This window comes from Paraburkholderia atlantica (assembly GCF_000092885.1).
GTDB classification, from domain to species: domain Bacteria; phylum Pseudomonadota; class Gammaproteobacteria; order Burkholderiales; family Burkholderiaceae; genus Paraburkholderia; species Paraburkholderia atlantica.
Genome location: NC_014117.1, coordinates 2,916,942 through 2,930,213, shown reverse-complemented (window position 1 = coordinate 2,930,213; position 13,272 = coordinate 2,916,942). Strand labels below are relative to the sequence as shown.

Here is a 13,272-nt window from a genome sequence, read left to right as displayed (position 1 = left end):
GATTCCCCCGCGTTCCAGCTTCGAACGTGGGACGAAAAAAAGCCGCTCCTCGGAGCGGCTTTTTTATGCGCGGAAGCTGGACCAGCCGATCAGCCGATCACTCGATCAGTCGATCCGCTTCGCCAGTTCGACGGCCTTGCCGATGTACGAGCCGGGCGTCATTTCGAGCAGACGGCTCTTCGCGTCCTGCGGAATCGCCAGGCTGCCGATGAAGCTCTGCAGTGCCTCGCGCGTGATGCCCTTGCCGCGCGTGAGTTCCTTCAGCTGCTCGTACGGGTTCTCGATGCCGTAACGGCGCATCACGGTCTGCACCGGCTCGGCCAGCACTTCCCAGCAGTTGTCGAGGTCTTCGTTCAGACGCAGGGCGTTCACTTCGAGCTTGTCGAGGCCGCGGATCAGCGAGTCGTACGCGAGCAGCGAGTAGCCGAACGCGACGCCGATGTTGCGCAGCACCGTCGAGTCGGTCAGGTCGCGTTGCCAGCGCGACACCGGCAGCTTGTCGGCGAGATGGCGCAGCGTCGCGTTGGCGAGGCCGAGGTTGCCCTCGGAGTTTTCGAAGTCGATCGGGTTGACCTTGTGCGGCATCGTCGACGAGCCGATTTCACCGGCCTTGGTGCGCTGCTTGAAGTAACCGAGCGCGATGTAGCCCCACACGTCGCGGTCGAGATCCAGCAGGATCGTGTTTGCGCGCGAGATTGCATCAAACAGCTCGGCCATGTAGTCGTGCGGCTCGATCTGGATCGTGTACGGATTGAACGTGAGCTTCAGGCGGTTCTCGACGACGTCCTTCGAGAACGCTTCCCAGTCGAACTCCGGATACGCGGACAGGTGCGCGTTGAAGTTGCCGACCGCGCCATTCATCTTCCCGAGCAGTTCGACCTTCGCGATGCGCTCGATCGCCCGTGCGAGACGCGCGGCGACGTTGGCGATTTCCTTGCCGAGCGTGGTCGGGCTGGCCGGCTGACCGTGCGTGCGCGACAGCATCGGCTGGGCGGCTTGCGCATGCGCGAGCGCAACGAGGCGTTGATGCACCGAGCGCAGCGCCGGCAGGATCACGTGCTCGCGCGCGCCGGCGAGCATCAGGCCGTGCGACGTGTTGTTGATGTCTTCCGACGTGCACGCGAAGTGGATGAACTCGCTCGCACGCTCCAGTTCTTCCTGACCCTTCACCGACTCCTTCAGCCAGTATTCGACGGCCTTCACGTCGTGGTTGGTCACGCGCTCGATTTCCTTGATGCGCGCGGCGTCGTGCGCGGTGAAGCGCTCGGCCAGTTGCAGCAGGAACTGCTCGGACGCCTCGGAGAAGCGCGGCACTTCGGCGAAGCCGGCGCGCGACAGCGCGATCAGCCAGTGGATTTCGACCGTCACGCGATTGCGCATGAAGGCGGCTTCCGAAAGCCAGTCGCGCAGGGCTTCGGTTTTGGCGGCATAGCGGCCGTCGAGCGGGGAGAGCGCGTTCAGCGCGAACAGGGTGTCGGGGCGGGTGTCGGACATGATGAGGACCGGGTTGAGGCGCAGGTTGAGGCGCGGATTAAGGCACTGAGCGCTCAGCGAGCGGATCTGGAACGGAGGGAACCGTGGATTTTACCACTGTGATGCGATGCGCCCGTCCGGATGCGTCGGCCGCACGTCGCGCCGCTAGAATGCAGACTTCTTCCTCTCGCCGGCAAACGCACTCGCATGGAACTGAAATGGCTCGAAGACTTCATTTCGCTCGCGGAAACGCGTAGTTTCAGCCGCTCGGCCGAACTGCGCCATGTCACGCAGCCGGCTTTCTCGCGCCGCATCCAGGCGCTCGAAGCGTGGCTCGGCACGGAACTGATCGACCGTTCTGTTTATCCGACGAGGCTCACGGCGGCCGGCCAGGTATTCAACGAGCAGGCGCTCGCGATGCTGTCGCAATTCCACGAGGCGCGCGCGCTGTTGCGCGGCCACACGGCGACGCCGCAAGCGACGATCGAATTCGCAGTGCCGCACACGCTGTCGCTGACATACTTCCCGCGCTGGCTGCAGCGCATCGAGGCGCAGATGGGCCCGATTCACACGCGGCTGCGTGCGCTGAACGTGCACGACGCGGCGCTGTCGCTGGTGGAAGGCGGCTGCGATCTGATGATGGGCTACCACCATCCGAGCCATCCAGTCGCGCTCGACCCGGCGCGCTACGACATGCTGACGCTCGGTCACGAGCCGATCAGCCCGTTCTCTGCGCCGGCCCGCGCGGGCCGTCCGCGTCACACGCTGCCGGGCTCGGCCGACGCACCCGCGCCGTATCTGTCGTACACGCCGAACGCATACCTCGGGCGCATGACCGAGGTGATTCTCGCGAACGCGCCGGAGCGCCTGTACCTCGACCGGCTCTATGAAACCGACATGGCCGAGGGACTCAAAGCGATGGCGCTCGCCGGTCACGGCATCGCGTTTCTGCCGCATAGCGCGGTCGAAGATGCGGTGGCCGAGGGCCGGCTGATCCGCCTCGATCGTGCGACCCGCGGCACGCCCGAAGGGCAACTGACGCTCAGCATGGAGATTCGCCTGTACCGCGACAAACTTGCCGCGAAAAGCGACGACTCACGCCAGATCCTCGTGCGGCAGTTGTGGGACGTGGTGTCGGAGGAGCTCCGACAGAGCGCCGCCTGAAACGCGGCATAAAAGTCGAGTTCGAACCTGCGTCGCGGCGACGTGAATTTGCGGCTTTCCGAACGTTATGCAAGAAAAACATAACCAGATAAGGAAACGGCATTGGATTTCAATACGGCGTTTTTCCACAATGCCCGTACTCGATCAAACGCCGGAGCGTTCATGTCATCCCAGCAACAAGCCGCAGAATCGGCACAAGCCGCCTCAACGTTGCAGTCCGTTCCCTCCTACCTCAATAAAGAAGACCTCGGCCCTTGGGGCAACTATCTGCGCCAGGTCGACCGCGTCGCGCCGTATCTCGGTTCGCTGTCCCGCTGGCTCGAAACCCTCAAGCGCCCGAAGCGCATTCTCGTCGTCGACGTGCCCATCGAACTCGATAACGGCACGGTTGCGCACTTCGAGGGCTATCGTGTGCAGCACAACGTGTCGCGCGGTCCGGGCAAGGGCGGCGTGCGTTATCACCAGGACGTTACGCTCTCCGAAGTGATGGCGTTGTCCGCGTGGATGTCGGTGAAGAACGCGGCGGTGAACGTGCCGTACGGCGGCGCGAAGGGTGGCATCCGCGTCGATCCGCGCACGCTGTCGCGGGGCGAGCTCGAGCGCGTGACGCGCCGCTACACGAGCGAGATCGGCATCATCATCGGACCGAATACCGACATCCCCGCGCCGGACGTGAACACGAACGAGCAGATCATGGCGTGGATGATGGACACGTACTCGATGAATCAGGGCCAGACGGCCACCGGCGTCGTGACCGGCAAGCCGATCACGCTCGGCGGCTCGCTCGGCCGCCGCGAGGCGACCGGCCGCGGCGTGTTCGTGGTGGGCTGCGAAGCGGCTCGCCGCATCGGCTTCGACATCGAAGGCGCTCGTATCGCGGTGCAGGGCTTCGGCAACGTCGGCGGCATCGCCGCGCGTCTGTTCCAGGAGGCGGGCGCCAAAGTCGTCGCGGTGCAGGACCACACCGGCTCGGTGTACAAGTCCACCGGCATCGACGCGGTCGCGCTGCTCGATTACGTCGCGAAGAAGGGCGGCGTCGGCGGATTCCCCGAAGCCGATGCGATCACCGCCGACGAGTTCTGGACCGTCGAATCGGACATCCTGGTTCCTGCAGCGCTGGAAAACCAGATCACCGAAAAGAACGCAGGCAAGATCAAGACCAGGATCATCGTCGAGGGCGCAAACGGCCCGACCACCACGGCCGCCGACGACATCCTGCACGATCGCGGCATCCTCGTGATTCCGGACGTGGTCGCGAATGCGGGTGGTGTGACAGTGTCATATTTCGAATGGGTGCAGGACTTTTCGAGCTTCTTCTGGACCGAGGACGAGATCAACGAGCGCCTCGAGCGCGTGATGCGCGAAGCGTTCGCGGCGGTGTGGCAGGTGTCGAGCGAGCAGGGCGTGTCGGTGCGCACGGCGGCGTTCATCGTCGCGTGTAAGCGGATTTTGCAGGCGCGCGAGATGCGCGGCTTGTATCCCTGATGGACCCTGTCCTATCTTGTTGAAAGCGGCGGTGACACGGCCCGGTATCCGGGCCGGGAGGCGAAACCGTCGAAATTTTGTGCATCAGCGCGGTCCACGAGACGGCGTGTTTGACCGGCGGGCGGCATCGTATCGATGCCGCCCGCCTTCTCGTATGTGCGACACGGCTGTGCGACCGCGCCCCGGGCCCATCGCGGCGTGCGCGCAACAGCATGGTTAATAGGCATACTTTCAGAAAAATTACTTTGTTACACTGGCGCCGGTTCTTGCCAAGGAGATCAAGATGAAGGTTAAAAAAGCTGCGCTGTTGCTCGCCACTCTCGGACTGTTTACGGTTGGCGCGCATGCGCAAGACTCGGGGACGCTGAAAAAGATCAAGGATACTGGCGTCATTTCGCTGGGTCATCGGGAATCGTCGATCCCGTTCTCGTATTACGACGACAAGCAGAACGTGATCGGCTACTCGCAGGATTACGCGGTGAAGATCGTCGAGGCCGTCAAGCAGAAGCTGAACATGCCGAACCTGAAGGTGAAACTCGTGCCGGTCACGTCGCAGAACCGTATTCCGCTCGTGCAGAACGGCACGGTCGACATCGAGTGCGGCTCCACCACGAATAACCTCGAGCGCCAGCAACAGGCTGCGTTCACGAACACGATCTTCGTGATCGGCACGCGTCTGATGACCAAGAAAGATTCGGGCATCAAGGACTTCCCGGATCTGAAGGGCAAGACGGTCGTGACGACCGCCGGCACCACGTCCGAGCGCCTGCTTCGCAAAATGAACCAGGACAAGAACATGGGCATGAACATCATCAGCGCGAAGGATCACGGCGAGTCGTTCCTGACGCTGTCGACGGGCCGTGCAGCCGCGTTCATGATGGACGACGCGCTGCTCGCCGGCGAGCGCGCCAAGTCGAGCAACCCGAACGATTTCGTGATCGTCGGCACGCCGCAATCGCGTGAGGCTTACGGCTGCATGCTGCGCAAGAACGACGCCGACTTCAAGAAGGTCGCCGACGACGCGATCGCGAAGGTCCAATTGTCGAGCGAAGGCGAAACGATCTACAAGCGCTGGTTCGAATCGCCGATCCCGCCGAAGGGCCTGAACCTGAACTTCCCGATGAGCGACGACATGCGCGCGCTGTTCAAGAATCCGAACGACAAGGCAATCGACTAAACCCTAGCTGCTTTTTCGACACTTTCGAAACGCTGAACGGAACGGAAGGGGCCACGCGCTTCTTCCGTTTCTTTTTGCCGGAGTCTTGGTCATGTCATATCACTGGAACTGGGGCATTCTGCTGAGTCCCGTCTCCACGGGCGAGCCGACCACCTACCTGGGCTGGCTGCTTTCGGGGCTGTGGGTGACGGTCACCGTGTCGCTGTCGGCATGGGTGATCGCGCTGATCGTCGGCTCGCTGTTCGGTGTGCTGCGCACGGTGCCGAACAAATGGGCGTCGGGCGTCGGCACCGTCTACGTCGCGATTTTCCGTAACATTCCGCTGATCGTGCAGTTCTTCATCTGGTATCTGGTGATACCGGAGCTGCTGCCCGTGTCGATCGGCACCTGGTTCAAGCAATTGCCGCCGAGCGCACAGTTCTTCTCGGCGTCGATCGTGTGTCTGGGCCTCTTCACCGCCGCGCGCGTGTGCGAGCAGGTGCGCTCGGGCATCAACGCGTTGCCGCGCGGCCAGCGCGCGGCCGGTCTCGCGGTGGGCTTCACGCAATGGCAGACGTATCGCTACGTGCTGCTGCCGGTCGCATACCGGATCATCGTGCCGCCGCTCACCTCCGAGTTTCTGAACATCTTCAAGAACTCCGCGGTTGCCTCGACGATCGGTCTGCTCGATCTGTCCGCGCAGGCGCGCCAGCTGGTCGACTATACGTCGCAAACTTATGAGTCGTTCATCGCGGTCACGGTCGCGTACATGCTGATCAATCTGGTCGTGATGCTCCTGATGCGCTGGGTCGAAGCGAAGACCCGGTTGCCCGGCTATATCGGAGGCAAGTGATGCATCATTTCGACTGGAGCGGTATTCCGGGCGCGCTGCCTACGCTGTGGACCGGCGCAATCATCACGTTCAAGATCACGCTGATCGCGATCGTGTTCGGCATCATCTGGGGCACCATTCTCGCGATGTTTCGACTGTCGTCGGTCAAGCCGCTCGAATGGTTCGCGAAGGGCTACGTGACGCTGTTCCGTTCGATCCCGCTCGTGATGGTGCTGCTGTGGTTCTTCCTGATCGTGCCGCAGGTGCTGCAAAGCGTGCTCGGTTTGTCGGCCGACATCGACATCCGGCTCGCATCGGCGATGGTCGCGTTCTCGCTGTTCGAGGCCGCGTACTATTCGGAGATCATCCGCGCCGGCATTCAGGCGGTGCCACGCGGCCAGGTCAACGCGGCGTTCGCGCTCGGCATGACCTATGGGCAGTCAATGCGTCTGATCGTGCTGCCGCAGGCGTTTCGCGCGATGGTGCCGCTGCTGCTCACGCAAGGTATCGTGCTGTTTCAGGATACATCGCTCGTGTACGTGATCAGCCTCGCTGACTTCTTCCGCACGGCCACAAATATTGGCGATCGTGACGGCACGAATGTCGAGATGGTACTGTTCGCGGGTGCGGTTTATTTCGTGATCTGCGTGATCGCGTCGAGCCTCGTCAAAGGTCTTCAGAAAAAGGTCGCAAGATGATCTCTATCAAGAATGTTTCGAAGTGGTACGGCCATTTCCAGGTGCTGACCGACTGCACGACGGAAGTCAAAAAGGGCGAAGTGGTCGTCGTGTGCGGGCCGTCCGGCTCTGGCAAGTCCACGCTGATCAAGACCGTCAACGGCCTCGAGCCGTTCCAGAAGGGCGAGATCGTCATCAACGGCCAGTCGCTGACCGACAAGAAAACCAATCTGTCGAAGCTGCGCTCGAAGGTCGGTATGGTGTTCCAGCACTTCGAGCTGTTCCCGCATCTGTCGATCGTGCAGAATCTGACGCTCGCGCAGATCAAGGTGCTCGGCCGTTCGAACGACGAGGCGACCGCGAAGGGCCTGAAGCTGCTCGATCGCGTGGGACTGCGCGCGCATGCGGACAAGTATCCTGGGCAGCTGTCCGGTGGTCAGCAGCAGCGCGTGGCGATTGCGCGAGCGCTGTCCATGGACCCGATCGCGATGCTGTTCGACGAGCCGACTTCGGCGCTCGACCCGGAAATGATCAACGAAGTGCTCGATGTGATGGTCGAACTCGCGCAGGAAGGCATGACGATGATGTGCGTGACGCACGAAATGGGCTTCGCGAAGAAGGTCGCGCATCGCGTGATCTTTATGGACAAGGGCTTGATCGTCGAAGACGACCGCAAGGAAGACTTCTTCGCGAATCCGAAATCCGATCGCGCGAAGGACTTTCTCGCGAAGATCCTGCACTGAGATTCGCCGCGTAGGCCTCGTTGCCGAGGCTTGCGTGCGGATGAAAAAAGCCGCTCCGTGGAGCGGCTTTTTGTTGGCTGGCTGAGGGCAACGTCAGCGGCTTATGACTCGAACGCCGCTGCATCATCCGCGGCTTCGAGATCGGTTTCGCTGTCAGGCGAAAGTGTGGTTCCGCGCGTGCCCACTGCGAGCGCGCCGTTCGATGCCGCGATCGTCGTGGCCGATGCGGATGCATCGAGCGTGGGATTGCGCAGTTTTTCGAGCACCGAGTCCGGCACCGGGATATTGGCCTGGCCGATCACTTCGCCATGCCGGAACATCAGCAGATCGCCGGGCTCGAACGCAGTCCACACTTCGTTGTCGGTCAGCGGCTTGGTCGCGATGACGGCGACGCGGTCTTCCGGCGTCGTGTATTTGGCGAAATCGATCGATACGTCCGCGTCGACCAGATGCGCGGTCGAAAACGGCCAGTGGCGCACGAGGTAATGCAGATGCGTCGAGCAATGCGCGAACAGCGCCTGGCCGTTCGACATCAGGAAGTTGAACACGCCGTACTGCGTGATTTCACGCGTGAGCGCTTCGAGCGCGGCGAACAGCTCGTCGAGCGGCGGCTGCTGCGTGCCCGGAAAAGCCTTGCGCAAACCTTGCAGCAGCGCGCAGAACGCGAGTTCGCTGTCGGTCGTGCCGACCGGCTGATACACGCCGTTCAACTCCGGCGCGTAAGCCTGCAGATCGCCGTTATGCGCGAAGATCCAGTGACGCCCCCACAGTTCGCGCATGAACGGGTGGCAGTTTTCGAGCAGGATGTGCCCTTGCGTCGCCTTGCGGATGTGCGCGATCGTGTTTTTCGATTTGATCGGGTAGCGCTTGACCATCTCGGCGATCGGCGAGGTGGCCGACGATTGATGATCGATGAACAGGCGGCAGGCCTTGTCTTCAAAGAAGGCGATGCCCCAGCCGTCGGCGTGGTGATCGGTGACGCCACCGCGCGCCGCAAAGCCGGTAAACGAAAACGTGACGTCCGTCGGCGCGGCGCAATTCATTCCGAGAAGTTGGCACATTGCAGGTGAGCCTGTGAACGGAGCGAGCCGTTACAATGATGATTTTCCAAGCATATCACCGAGCCGAAGACGCCAAATAGCAAAATTGACACGTGTTTGGGCCGCTACAACGCGGTTTGACCGGTCGATCAGCGTGGCGCGCGAAGTCTCGTATTCCTGCCATGACTGCTTCCAACGTTTCCCCCGACTCCGTCACGCTGGTCCGTCCGGACGACTGGCACCTGCATGTGCGCGACGGCGCGATGCTCGCGGCCGTGCTGCCTGACACTGCACGCCAGTTCGGTCGCGCGATCATCATGCCGAACCTGAAGCCGCCGGTCACGACGACCGAGATGGCGAAGGCGTATCGCGAGCGCATCATCGCCGCGATTCCCGAGGGCGCGAAATTCGAGCCGCTGATGACGCTGTACCTGACCGATAACACGCCGCCCGACGAAATCCGCCGCGCGCGCGAGAGCGGCTTCGTGCACGGCGTGAAGCTGTACCCGGCGGGCGCGACGACGAACTCCGACGCGGGCGTCACCGATCTGATGAAGTGCGCGAAGACGCTGGAAGTGATGCAGGAAGTCGGCATGCCGCTGCTCGTGCACGGAGAGGTGACGGATTCGGACATCGATCTGTTCGACCGCGAGAAGGTCTTCATCGATCGCGTGATGATGCCGCTGCGCCGCGCGTTTCCGGCGCTGAAGGTCGTGTTCGAGCACATCACGACAAAGGACGCGGCCGATTACGTCCGCGAAGCGGGCGTCGCGCCGGAACTGCTTGGCGCGACGATCACCGCGCACCATCTGCTGTACAACCGCAATGCGATCTTCCAGGGCGGCATCCGTCCGCATTATTACTGCCTGCCGGTGCTCAAGCGCGAGACGCATCGCGTTGCGCTGGTCGAGGCGGCGACCTCGGGCGATCCGCGCTTCTTCCTCGGCACCGACAGCGCGCCGCATCCGAAGGGGCTGAAGGAGCACGCGTGCGGCTGCGCGGGCTGCTACACCGCGCTGCACGCGCTCGAGCTCTACACCGAGGCATTCGACAAGGCCGGCGCGCTCGACAAGCTCGAAGGCTTCGCGAGCTTCCACGGGCCGGACTTCTACTGTCTGCCGCGCAATACGGAGAAGGTCACGCTGCGTCGCGAGGAATGGACGCTGCCGGCCGAACTGCCGGCTGGCGATACGCCGGTCGTGCCGCTGCGCGGCGGCGAATCGATTGGGTGGCGTCTCGTTTGAGGCTGCGTTAGATGCCCGAGCGTGACGCGGGCCAGCGCGCTGCCAATGTTAATGTGGCGGCGAACCCGAGCTCCGCGCTAGCACATGAAGCCGCGGCCAAAGCTGCGCGCGGCATGGCACCCGAGCCTGTGCCACCAGGCTTCGCCGCGATCGACTGGTCGACGCCGTGGTTCGCGCAATTCGCCGCACGCGGTCAGCGTTGGCAGCAAGCCGCGCTGACCGGCTATGCCGATTTGCTCGCCGCAATGAACGCCGACGCCGCTTTGATGCAACAGACCACTGGTCGCGGCCGCCGTCTCGCGTTTATCGCGCAGGACGATCTGCCACCGGGCGCCGCGTACGAGGGGCACATCGCGTCGACCGGTTGCGTGCCGACGCGCCACAATCTGCACGACTTCTTCAACGGTTCGATGTGGTTCGCGTTTCCGCGCATCAAGGCGGCGTTGAACGCCCGCCAGTCGGCCGAACTCGACGTGCTCGGGGTCGGCCCGACGCGTGGCGGCGTGCGCGACATGCTGACTCTGTTCGACGAAAACGCGCTGCTGTTCGCTTGCGCCGATCCTGCGCTGAGCGCCGCGCTACGGAGCTTCGACTGGCAGATGCTGTTCGTCGCGCGGCGCGATGCGTGGGGGCGCGGCTGCGAAGTGCGCTGCTTCGGCCATGCGCTGCTGGAAAAGCTGATCGCGCCGTTCAAGGGCTGCACAGGTCATGCGTGGATCGTCGACGTGCCGGCCGAGTATTTCGACTGGGACACCCTGGCGCGCGACGCATGGCTAGATGAAGCGGTCAGCACGGCGCTGCTGGGTACCGAGGCTTTGACGAGCAGCCTGTTCGCACCGCTGCCGGTGCTCGGCATTCCGGGCTGGTGGCCGGAGAACGAATCACCCGCGTTCTATGACGACGCGACCGTGTTTCGAGCTGGGCGGCGCAAGCGTTAGACGCTTTTGCGTTCGGTGGTAAAATCCGCGCCAGCAAAGCAGGCCAGGCAGTCGCGGCCTCGGCGGCTTTGGCCAACGAGGGCGAGGAAAGTCCGGACTCCACAGGGCAGGGTGATGGCTAACGGCCATCCGTGGCGACACGCGGAACAGGGCAACAGAAAGCAAACCGCCGATGGCCCGGCGCAAGCCGGGATCAGGTAAGGGTGAAACGGTGCGGTAAGAGCGCACCGCGGCTGTCGCAAGGCAGACCGGCACGGTAACCTCCACCCGGAGCAATTCCAAGTAGGCAGGCGCGCATCTTCGCGATGCAGGGCGGGGCCCCCGTCTCGTCTGCGGGTAGGAAGCTTGAGCGCGTCAGTAATGGCGCGCCTAGAGGAATGGCTGCCACGCGCGTCGCGTCTCCGGACACGGCGTGTGCACAGAATCCGGCTTATCGGCCTGCTTTGCCGCTGAATAAGAAAAGCCGGCGTCCGTTGGCGCGCCGGCTTTTTCATTTGAGGCGAGGGTGGCGGCCGTGGCCGCTATCGCTATCGCGCTCAGAGCGCGACGATTTCGAACGAATGCGTGAGTTCTGCGGTCTTCGCGATCATGATCGACGCCGAGCAGTATTTGTCGTGCGACAGATTGATCGCACGCTCGACGGTCGCTGGATTCAGATTCTTGCCCGTCACCGTGAAGTGGAAGTGGATCTTCGTGAACACCTTCGGATCTTCGCTTGCGCGCTCGGCCTTCAGCGTCACCGAGCAGCCGGCGATCTCCTGGCGGCTCTTCTTCAGGATCATCACGACGTCGTAGGCGGTACAGCCGCCGGTGCCAAGCAGCACCATTTCCATCGGACGCGGCGCGAGGTTGCGTCCGCCACCCTCGGGTGCGCCGTCCATCGCCACCAGATGACCGCTGCCCGTCTCGGCTGCGAATGCCATCCCGTCTTGTCCCATCCAGCTTACTTTGCATTCCATGCTGTCACTCCCACCGCGCATCGCTTTGTCGAGACGGCATTGTAGCCCGGCGTCTGACAATTAGCTGAGGCTGTTTCCATGCACACTGATTGCTTTCTTGCTGCAGTGCGGAATGGGCGCTCGATTCGCTGTCTGCATCCGGTTTAGTGTTTTTACTCTAGGAGATGTCCGATGCGGTATGAATTATTTCGCCGTTCGCGGTTGATCCATAAGGTATTTTGCCCCAAGTGCTCAGTGTGCCGGATGTGTCACATTATGAAAACGCATTTCGCAATGCAAATATTCTTGCGTTGCACAAGAGCGACTCTTATAATTCGCCCATGGTTGCAGCAGGTCTGCAACTTCCGCTGTCTCCTCCACCTCCTCCTTTGGTGGATTAAACCCGAACCACTTGTTCGGGTTTTTTTTGTCTGCCTTTGTCCGGCGTTTTGCCCCGATTTCGGACCGCTTTAGCGTGCGCATCGCACGTTTTGACTTGCGAGCACAAATTCCTTTATAATTCAGGGCTTTTCCGCATCCGCGCCCGCGGAAGAAGAACCAGGGAGAGCCTGCACGCGCCTCGATGCGCACACTACAAGCAGGAAAGAACACATTGGGCGCAGCAATTTTTTTGGATCGATCATGAAGACGTTTTCCGCAAAAGCCCATGAGGTGACGCGCGAATGGTACGTGATTGACGCGACGGATAAGGTTCTCGGGCGTGTCGCCAGCGAAGTGGCACACCGTCTTCGCGGCAAGCACAAGCCTGAATTCACTCCCCACGTCGACACCGGTGATTTCATCATCGTTATCAACGCAGGCAAGCTGAAGGTCACGGGCAACAAGGTTACCGACAAGAAGTACTACCGTCACTCGGGCTACCCGGGCGGTATCTATGAAACGACGTTCGGCAAGATGCAGGAACGCTTCCCGGGCCGCGCGCTCGAGAAGGCGGTCAAGGGCATGCTGCCGAAGGGCCCACTCGGCTACGCGATGATCAAGAAGCTGAAGGTCTACGCTGACGCAACGCATCCGCATTCGGCACAACAGCCGAAGGCGCTCGAGATCTAAGGGGAGCCCACATGATCGGTAACTGGAATTACGGCACGGGCCGCCGCAAGAGCGCCGTCGCTCGCGTGTTCATCAAGGCAGGCAAGGGCGACATCGTTGTGAACGGCAAGCCCATCGCCGACTACTTCTCGCGCGAAACGTCGCTGATGATCGTGCGCCAGCCGCTGGAACTCACGAACCACGGCACCACGTTCGACATCAAGGTGAACGTGACCGGCGGCGGTGAAACGGGTCAAGCCGGTGCGGTTCGCCACGGCATCACCCGCGCGCTGATGGACTACGACGCAACGCTGAAGCCGCAACTGTCGAACGCTGGCTTCGTGACGCGTGACGCTCGTGAAGTCGAACGTAAGAAGGTTGGCTTCCACAAGGCACGTCGCCGCAAGCAGTTCTCGAAGCGTTAATCGTTTCGGGCGCGAACCGGCCTTCACGCCGGTTTGCAACAAAAGCCGCCAACGCCACGCGCGAAGGCGGCTTTTTTTATGATTCACTGGGGTTTGCGGCCCGGTCT

Annotated in this window: 13 protein-coding genes and 1 other RNA gene; 11 read left to right on the top strand and 3 right to left on the bottom strand. The window is 62.2% G+C overall.

All coding sequences use genetic code 11. The features are described from left to right. Nucleotides 1-105: 105 nt before the first annotated feature. Nucleotides 106-1,494, bottom strand: coding sequence for an adenylosuccinate lyase (gene purB, locus BC1002_RS13155; protein ID WP_013090519.1), 1,389 nt, complete (start codon nucleotides 1,492-1,494; stop codon nucleotides 106-108). Between the two features lie 186 nt (nucleotides 1,495-1,680). Between purB and BC1002_RS13150 the strand changes: the two genes are divergently transcribed. The 6 genes from BC1002_RS13150 (at nucleotide 1,681) to BC1002_RS13125 (ending at nucleotide 7,530) form a co-directional block, all read left to right on the top strand. Continuing rightward, nucleotides 1,681-2,637 carry a LysR family transcriptional regulator gene (locus BC1002_RS13150; protein ID WP_013090518.1) on the top strand — a complete coding sequence of 319 codons (957 nt, stop codon included), beginning with the start codon at nucleotides 1,681-1,683 and terminating at the stop codon, nucleotides 2,635-2,637. Between the two features lie 162 nt (nucleotides 2,638-2,799). Next, on the top strand, nucleotides 2,800-4,122 hold the full coding sequence (locus BC1002_RS13145) for a Glu/Leu/Phe/Val family dehydrogenase (protein WP_013090517.1): 1,323 nt from the start codon (nucleotides 2,800-2,802) through the stop codon (nucleotides 4,120-4,122). A 283-nt stretch (nucleotides 4,123-4,405) separates the two neighbouring features. Then, on the top strand, nucleotides 4,406-5,299 hold the full coding sequence (locus BC1002_RS13140; RefSeq protein WP_013090516.1) for a glutamate/aspartate ABC transporter substrate-binding protein: 894 nt from the start codon (nucleotides 4,406-4,408) through the stop codon (nucleotides 5,297-5,299). A gap of 91 nt (nucleotides 5,300-5,390) precedes the next feature. Beyond that, nucleotides 5,391-6,131, top strand: a complete 741-nt coding sequence (locus BC1002_RS13135; protein ID WP_013090515.1) for an amino acid ABC transporter permease — start codon at nucleotides 5,391-5,393, stop codon at nucleotides 6,129-6,131. After that, nucleotides 6,131-6,808 carry a glutamate/aspartate ABC transporter permease GltK gene (gene gltK, locus BC1002_RS13130; protein ID WP_013090514.1) on the top strand — a complete coding sequence of 226 codons (678 nt, stop codon included), beginning with the start codon at nucleotides 6,131-6,133 and terminating at the stop codon, nucleotides 6,806-6,808. The genes BC1002_RS13135 and gltK overlap by 1 nt, the downstream gene beginning before the upstream one ends. Next, on the top strand, nucleotides 6,805-7,530 hold the full coding sequence (locus BC1002_RS13125) for an amino acid ABC transporter ATP-binding protein (RefSeq protein ID WP_013090513.1): 726 nt from the start codon (nucleotides 6,805-6,807) through the stop codon (nucleotides 7,528-7,530). Before gltK ends, BC1002_RS13125 begins: the two co-directional genes overlap by 4 nt. Nucleotides 7,531-7,631: 101 nt before the next feature. Here BC1002_RS13125 and BC1002_RS13120 read toward each other — a convergent pair whose 3' ends face one another. Continuing rightward, the gene (locus BC1002_RS13120) at nucleotides 7,632-8,591 is read right to left on the bottom strand and encodes a class II glutamine amidotransferase (RefSeq protein WP_013090512.1); all 960 of its coding nucleotides are present in this window, start codon (nucleotides 8,589-8,591) and stop codon (nucleotides 7,632-7,634) included. A gap of 161 nt (nucleotides 8,592-8,752) precedes the next feature. Here BC1002_RS13120 and pyrC point away from each other — a divergent pair, with 161 nt between their 5' ends. The 3 genes from pyrC to rnpB all read left to right on the top strand — a co-directional run bounded on the left by pyrC (nucleotide 8,753) and on the right by rnpB (nucleotide 11,201). After that, entirely contained in the window at nucleotides 8,753-9,814 is a 1,062-nt protein-coding gene (gene pyrC, locus BC1002_RS13115; protein ID WP_013090511.1) for a dihydroorotase, read from the top strand. Nucleotides 9,815-9,825: 11 nt separating this feature from the next. Then, nucleotides 9,826-10,752 (top strand): DUF3025 domain-containing protein, encoded by a 927-nt coding sequence (locus tag BC1002_RS13110; protein WP_013090510.1) that lies wholly within the window; start codon nucleotides 9,826-9,828, stop codon nucleotides 10,750-10,752. A gap of 35 nt (nucleotides 10,753-10,787) precedes the next feature. Then, nucleotides 10,788-11,201, top strand: an RNA gene (gene rnpB, locus BC1002_RS35645) — RNase P RNA component class A. Between the two features lie 87 nt (nucleotides 11,202-11,288). On the opposite strand, the gene BC1002_RS13105 is transcribed toward rnpB, so the two are convergent. Next, nucleotides 11,289-11,711, bottom strand: a complete 423-nt coding sequence (locus BC1002_RS13105) for an OsmC family protein (protein WP_013090509.1) — start codon at nucleotides 11,709-11,711, stop codon at nucleotides 11,289-11,291. A gap of 621 nt (nucleotides 11,712-12,332) precedes the next feature. Between BC1002_RS13105 and rplM the strand changes: the two genes are divergently transcribed. Together rplM and rpsI are read left to right on the top strand one after the other, a co-directional pair. Next, a complete protein-coding gene (rplM, locus tag BC1002_RS13100) occupies nucleotides 12,333-12,761 on the top strand; it encodes a 50S ribosomal protein L13 (RefSeq protein ID WP_013090508.1) in 429 nt (142 codons plus the stop codon). A gap of 11 nt (nucleotides 12,762-12,772) precedes the next feature. Further along, entirely contained in the window at nucleotides 12,773-13,165 is a 393-nt protein-coding gene (gene rpsI, locus BC1002_RS13095; protein ID WP_013090507.1) for a 30S ribosomal protein S9, read from the top strand. Nucleotides 13,166-13,272 lie beyond the last annotated feature (107 nt).

Coding starts and splice junctions, on each gene's coding strand:
- BC1002_RS13105 (WP_013090509.1), bottom strand. CDS start 11,711: ATGGAATGCAAAGTAAGCTGGATGGGACAAGACGGGATGGCATTCGCA.
- BC1002_RS13150 (WP_013090518.1), top strand. CDS start 1,681: ATGGAACTGAAATGGCTCGAAGACTTCATTTCGCTCGCGGAAACGCGT.
- gltK (WP_013090514.1), top strand. CDS start 6,131: ATGCATCATTTCGACTGGAGCGGTATTCCGGGCGCGCTGCCTACGCTG.
- purB (WP_013090519.1), bottom strand. CDS start 1,494: ATGTCCGACACCCGCCCCGACACCCTGTTCGCGCTGAACGCGCTCTCC.
- pyrC (WP_013090511.1), top strand. CDS start 8,753: ATGACTGCTTCCAACGTTTCCCCCGACTCCGTCACGCTGGTCCGTCCG.
- rplM (WP_013090508.1), top strand. CDS start 12,333: ATGAAGACGTTTTCCGCAAAAGCCCATGAGGTGACGCGCGAATGGTAC.
- BC1002_RS13140 (WP_013090516.1), top strand. CDS start 4,406: ATGAAGGTTAAAAAAGCTGCGCTGTTGCTCGCCACTCTCGGACTGTTT.
- BC1002_RS13135 (WP_013090515.1), top strand. CDS start 5,391: ATGTCATATCACTGGAACTGGGGCATTCTGCTGAGTCCCGTCTCCACG.
- BC1002_RS13145 (WP_013090517.1), top strand. CDS start 2,800: ATGTCATCCCAGCAACAAGCCGCAGAATCGGCACAAGCCGCCTCAACG.
- rpsI (WP_013090507.1), top strand. CDS start 12,773: ATGATCGGTAACTGGAATTACGGCACGGGCCGCCGCAAGAGCGCCGTC.
- BC1002_RS13110 (WP_013090510.1), top strand. CDS start 9,826: ATGCCCGAGCGTGACGCGGGCCAGCGCGCTGCCAATGTTAATGTGGCG.
- BC1002_RS13120 (WP_013090512.1), bottom strand. CDS start 8,591: ATGTGCCAACTTCTCGGAATGAATTGCGCCGCGCCGACGGACGTCACG.
- BC1002_RS13125 (WP_013090513.1), top strand. CDS start 6,805: ATGATCTCTATCAAGAATGTTTCGAAGTGGTACGGCCATTTCCAGGTG.